This is a genomic window from Alphaproteobacteria bacterium, assembly GCA_030680745.1.
In the GTDB taxonomy this organism is placed as follows: domain Bacteria; phylum Pseudomonadota; class Alphaproteobacteria; order JAUXUR01; family JAUXUR01; genus JAUXUR01.
The window spans coordinates 1-4,359 of record JAUXUR010000075.1; the positions used below are offsets into that span (position 1 = coordinate 1).

General features: G+C 40.5%; 4 protein-coding genes. All 4 read left to right on the forward strand.

Translation table 11 applies throughout. The annotated features are described in order from the left end of the window. Positions 1-576: 576 nt before the first annotated feature. Positions 577-948 (forward strand): 30S ribosomal protein S12, encoded by a 372-nt coding sequence (rpsL, locus tag Q8L85_08880; GenBank protein ID MDP1724799.1) that lies wholly within the window; start codon positions 577-579, stop codon positions 946-948. Between the two features lie 16 nt (positions 949-964). After that, entirely contained in the window at positions 965-1,435 is a 471-nt protein-coding gene (gene rpsG, locus Q8L85_08885; protein MDP1724800.1) for a 30S ribosomal protein S7, read from the forward strand. Between the two features lie 6 nt (positions 1,436-1,441). Next, a complete protein-coding gene (gene fusA, locus Q8L85_08890) occupies positions 1,442-3,511 on the forward strand; it encodes an elongation factor G (protein MDP1724801.1) in 2,070 nt (689 codons plus the stop codon). Positions 3,512-3,534: 23 nt separating this feature from the next. After that, on the forward strand, positions 3,535-4,359 hold an 825-nt coding region (gene tuf / locus Q8L85_08895; GenBank protein MDP1724802.1), incomplete at its 3' end, for an elongation factor Tu.

Genomic DNA, 4,359 nt, shown 5'->3' on the forward strand with positions numbered 1-4,359 from the left:
TTAAATTGTAAAACTTTCTGCAGATATTGCCGTAAATTTGAATATATTGCTTTTTGGCAACTTTGTAGTGTTTTCAAGTTATTCCACTATATCTTGTGCGGATGCACAAACAATTGCATTAATATCATTTTGATTTGCATGTATTGCGTTAAAAGTGAATGTGTTTAAGATGAACATAAAGAATAGTCTTTTAATCATTTTTACCTCTGTAAGTTGTTTAAATTTAAATAAATATATACTACTACTTTAGTATCAATATGTAAAGTATTATATTACTTTTAGTGAGGTTTGTCTTGCTGCTTTCATTTTAAAAAAGTATGTGGTTGGAAAATATTCTGAAGCTAAGGATAATAAATTTTTAATGATCAAAAGTCTTTAATCCTCAATGCCGGTACCATTAAGATCGCCAACTTGATTTTTCTTGAGGGAAGGGGTATAGTTTTTGTTGACTCTTGCGTGATCATTCACTAGAATCGCCTAACATTGTACTACTTTTAGGTCTGACCATAGGTGTCAGCACCTGATTAATTCATAAATTAGTGTCCTATAAATTAGGAAGTAACTAAAGAGGATCGAATGCCAACAATTTGCCAGCTTGTGCGCCAATCACGAAAAGCGCCTTATGCTCGTAACAAAGTGCCCCATCTGGAGGCATGTCCACAGAAACGTGGTGTATGTACGCGTGTTTATACAAGAACGCCTAAAAAGCCAAACTCGGCTCTTCGTAAGGTCGCACGTATTCGTTTGACAAATGGATTTGAGGTCACTGGTTATATTCCCGGTGAAGGTCATAATTTGCAAGAACACTCCGTTGTCCTAATTCGTGGTGGTCGTGTAAAAGATTTACCTGGGGTTCGCTATCACATTATCCGTGGTGCGCTTGATACCCAAGGTGTTAAAAATCGTAAACAAGCCCGTTCAAAATATGGCGCGAAGCGTCCTAAATAGTTAAGTTGAGGTAGAGATGTCACGTAGGCGTGCAGCGGAGAAAAGATTAGTTCTCCCCGATCCAAAATATAGAGATATAGTCGTCACAAAATTTATTAATAGTGTCATGATTCAAGGCAAAAAACCAATTGCTGAAAAAATCGTTTATGATGCATTTGATGTATTGGCGAAAAAAACAGGTCAAGATCCCTTAAAGGGGTTCCACGATGCGTTAGACAACGTTAAACCTTCAGTTGAGGTTCGTTCACGTCGCGTTGGTGGTGCAACATACCAAGTGCCTATGGAAGTTCGTCAAGAACGTTCACAAGCATTGGCTATTCGTTGGCTTATTTCTACAGCGCGTAAGCGTTCTGAAAAAACTATGGAAGCTCGCTTAAGTGCAGAGTTTTTAGAAGCTATGAATAATCGTGGCGCGGCTGTCAAAAAACGTGAAGATACACATAAAATGGCCGAAGCTAATAAAGCATTCTCGCATTATCGTTGGTAGGGAACTATGTCACGCACAACACCATTAGAACGTTATCGCAATATTGGGATTATGGCCCATATTGACGCTGGTAAAACAACTACGACAGAACGTATTCTGTATTATACAGGTCGCTCTTATAAAATTGGCGAAGTCCATGAAGGCGCCGCTACAATGGACTGGATGGTCCAAGAACAAGAACGTGGCATCACGATTACGTCTGCTGCGACAACTTGTTTCTGGGATGATCACCGTATTAATATTATTGATACACCAGGTCACATTGATTTTACGATTGAGGTTCTTCGTTCCTTACGCGTTCTAGATGGTTCTGTTGCTGTATTTGACTCTGTTGCAGGTGTTGAGCCTCAAACTGAGACTGTTTGGCGTCAAGCTGATCGTTATAAAGTGCCACGTATCTGTTTCATTAATAAAATGGATAGAACTGGCGCCAATTTCTATCGCACTGTCGATATGATTGTTGATCGTTTAGGCGCAAAGCCAATGATTCTTCAATTGCCTTATGGTGCTGAAGAAAATTTCGTGGGTATTATAGATCTTATTAAAATGCAAGCAATCGTCTGGAAAGATGAAAGTCTTGGTGCAAAATTTGAATATCTTGATATTCCTGAAGAATATAAAGAAAAAGCGGCTGATTATCGTGCACGCCTTGTCGAGATGGCTGTTGAGCTTGATGATGAAGCGCTTGCTAAGTATTTAGACGGTGTTGAACCTGACGAAGCAACTTTAAAAGCATGTATCCGTAAAGGAACATTGGGTGCAGTTTTTGTGCCAATCGTTTGCGGTTCTGCCTTTAAAAACAAGGGTGTTCAACCACTTCTTGATGCTGTTATCGATTATCTTCCTTGTCCGCTTGATGTGCCGCCTGTTGAAGGAATTAACCCTAGAACAGAAGCGCTTGAAATTCGTAAAGCAGATGATACTGAGCCTTTTTCGGGGTTAGCTTTTAAAATCGCAACCGATCCATTTGTTGGTTCGTTGACTTTTGTGCGTATTTATTCAGGTGTTCTTGAAAGTGGTGCACAGATTCTTAACTCGATTAAGGATGAAAAGATCCGTATTGGGCGTATGATGCTTATGCATGCGAATGAACGTGAAGATATTAAATGGGCGTCTACAGGTGACATCGTTGCGATTCCTGGTCTTAAGGGAACAACAACAGGTGATACGCTTTGTGATGTGACCAAGTCAATCATTCTTGAAAAAATGGAATTCCCAGCACCTGTTATTGAAGTTGCTGTTGAGCCTAAAACGAAGGCTGACCAAGAAAAAATGTCAGTTGCTTTAGGGCGTCTTGCAGAAGAAGATCCATCTTTTAGAGTAAGCGTTGATCATGAAAGTGGTCAAACGATTATTAAAGGAATGGGCGAACTTCATCTTGAGATTATCGTTGATCGTATGCGTCGCGAATTTAAAGTTGAAGCTAATGTGGGTGCACCTCAAGTTGCCTATCGTGAAACGATTACTAAAACAATCGAATACGATTATACACACAAAAAACAATCAGGTGGTGCTGGTCAATTTGCGCGCGTTAAGATTCGTTTTGAACCGGTTGAAGCTGGTCAAGGTTACGAATTTAAATCAGCGATTGTTGGTGGTTCTGTACCGCGTGAATACATTCCAGGCGTTGAAAAAGGTTTGGATGCTGCAAAAGATACAGGTGTTGTCGCTGGTTATCCAATGATTGACTTTAAAGCAACCTTGATTGACGGCGCGTATCACGACGTCGATTCAAGTACGCTTGCTTTCGAAATTGCTGCAAAAGCTGCTTATCGTGAAGGTTTGGCAAAGGCAGGTCCTTGTCTTTTAGAGCCAATCATGAATGTAGAAGTTATTACGCCTGAAGATTATATGGGTGATGTTATTGGTGACTTGAATTCACGTCGTGGTCAAGTAACAGGCATGGATTCCCGTGGTAATGCACGTGTTGTGAATGCAATGGTACCTTTGTCGTCAATGTTTGGTTATGTAAATAATCTTCGTTCGATGTCTCAGGGTCGTGCTCAATATACAATGCAATTTGATCATTATAGTCCTGTGCCGCAGCATATGGCTGATGAAATTTCTAAAAAATAAACTGACGTAATTGGAGTTATAAAATGGCAAAAGTAAAATTTGAACGGAATAAACCGCATTGTAACATTGGTACAATCGGTCACGTTGATCATGGTAAAACATCATTGACAGCAGCTATTACGAAGGTATTGGCTGAAACAGGTGGTGCCGTTTTCACAGCTTATGATCAAATCGATAAAGCCCCTGAAGAACGTGCACGTGGTATCACTATTTCAACAGCCCATGTTGAATATGAAACTGCAAACCGTCACTATGCACACGTTGATTGTCCTGGACACGCCGATTATGTTAAGAACATGATCACGGGCGCTGCCCAAATGGATGGTGCCATTCTTGTTGTGTCTGCAGCCGATGGTCCTATGCCACAAACACGTGAACATATTCTTCTTGCACGTCAAGTTGGTGTGCCTGCGATCGTTGTGTTCATGAATAAAGTTGATCAGGTTGATGATCCAGAACTTCTTGATCTTGTTGAGCTCGAAATTCGTGAATTATTATCTAAATATGATTTCCCAGGCGATGATATTCCTATAATTCGTGGATCAGCGCTGGAAGCTTTAGATGGCAAAGATAGTGGCAAGCTCGCCGTTAAAAATTTGATGGAAGCGGTTGATTCCTATATCCCAACACCACAACGCGCCATTGACAAACCTTTCTTGATGCCTATTGAAGACGTTTTCTCGATTTCAGGTCGTGGAACAGTTATCACAGGTCGTGTAGAACGTGGCGTTGTTAAAGTCGGCGAAGAAATGGAAATTGTTGGCGTTAAACCAACACAAAAAACAATCGTCACTGGCGTTGAAATGTTCCGTAAGCTTCTTGATCAAGGTCAAGCAGGCGATAATATC

Excerpts from the sequence above, each read along its gene's own strand:
- rpsL (MDP1724799.1), top strand. The coding sequence starts at position 577 with ATGCCAACAATTTGCCAGCTTGTGCGCCAATCACGAAAAGCGCCTTAT.
- rpsG (MDP1724800.1), top strand. The coding sequence starts at position 965 with ATGTCACGTAGGCGTGCAGCGGAGAAAAGATTAGTTCTCCCCGATCCA.
- fusA (MDP1724801.1), top strand. The coding sequence starts at position 1,442 with ATGTCACGCACAACACCATTAGAACGTTATCGCAATATTGGGATTATG.